Origin of the sequence: Streptomyces glaucus, assembly GCF_039533365.1 — a bacterium.
Lineage (GTDB): Bacteria > Actinomycetota > Actinomycetes > Streptomycetales > Streptomycetaceae > Streptomyces > Streptomyces glaucus.
Genome location: NZ_BAAATK010000143.1, coordinates 1 through 768, shown reverse-complemented (window position 1 = coordinate 768; position 768 = coordinate 1). Strand labels below are relative to the sequence as shown.

Annotated in this window: 1 protein-coding gene; it reads right to left on the bottom strand. The window is 67.8% G+C overall.

Features of this window, described 5'->3' with window-relative positions:
- Nucleotides 1-768 (bottom strand): alpha-amylase family glycosyl hydrolase (locus tag ABD363_RS32440; RefSeq protein WP_344610042.1); only part of this gene is annotated, 768 nt, incomplete at both ends.

Genomic DNA, 768 nt, shown 5'->3' with positions numbered 1-768 from the left:
GAAGTTGTTCACGCACAGCACCAGGTCGTCCTCGTACTCCCGCAGGAAGGCCAGGACCGCGGGGTTGGAGGAGGGCAGTTCGGTGTAGGAGCCCAGGCCGAAGGCCACGTTCTGCTTGCGGATCTCGATCATCCGCCGGGTCCAGTGCAGCAGCGAGGACGGCGAGGCCATGGCCGCCTCGACGTTGGTGACCTGGTAGCCGTAGACCGGGTCCATGATCGTCGGCAGGAAGAGCCGCCCGGGGTCGCACGACGAGAAACCGGCGTTGCGGTCCGGGGTCCACTGCATCGGGGTCCGCACCGCGTCCCGGTCGCCGAGCCAGATGTTGTCGCCCATGCCGATCTCGTCGCCGTAGTAGATGATCGGCGAGCCCGGCAGGGAGAGCAGCAGGGCGGTGAACAGCTCGATCTGGTTGCGGTCGTTGTCCAGCAGGGGCGCGAGGCGGCGGCGGATGCCGATGTTGGCGCGCATCCGGGGGTCCTTGGCGTACTCGGCCCACATGTAGTCGCGCTCTTCGTCGGTGACCATCTCCAGGGTCAGCTCGTCGTGGTTGCGCAGGAAGATGCCCCACTGGCAGCCCGAGGGGATGGCCGGGGTCTTGGCCAGGATCTCGGAGACCGGGTAGCGGGACTCGCGGCGGACGGCCATGAAGATGCGCGGCATGACCGGGAAGTGGAAGGCCATGTGGCACTCGTCGCCGCCGGAGGCGAAGTCGCCGAAGTAGTCGACGACGTCCTCCGGCCACTGGTTCGCCTCCGCCAGCAGCAC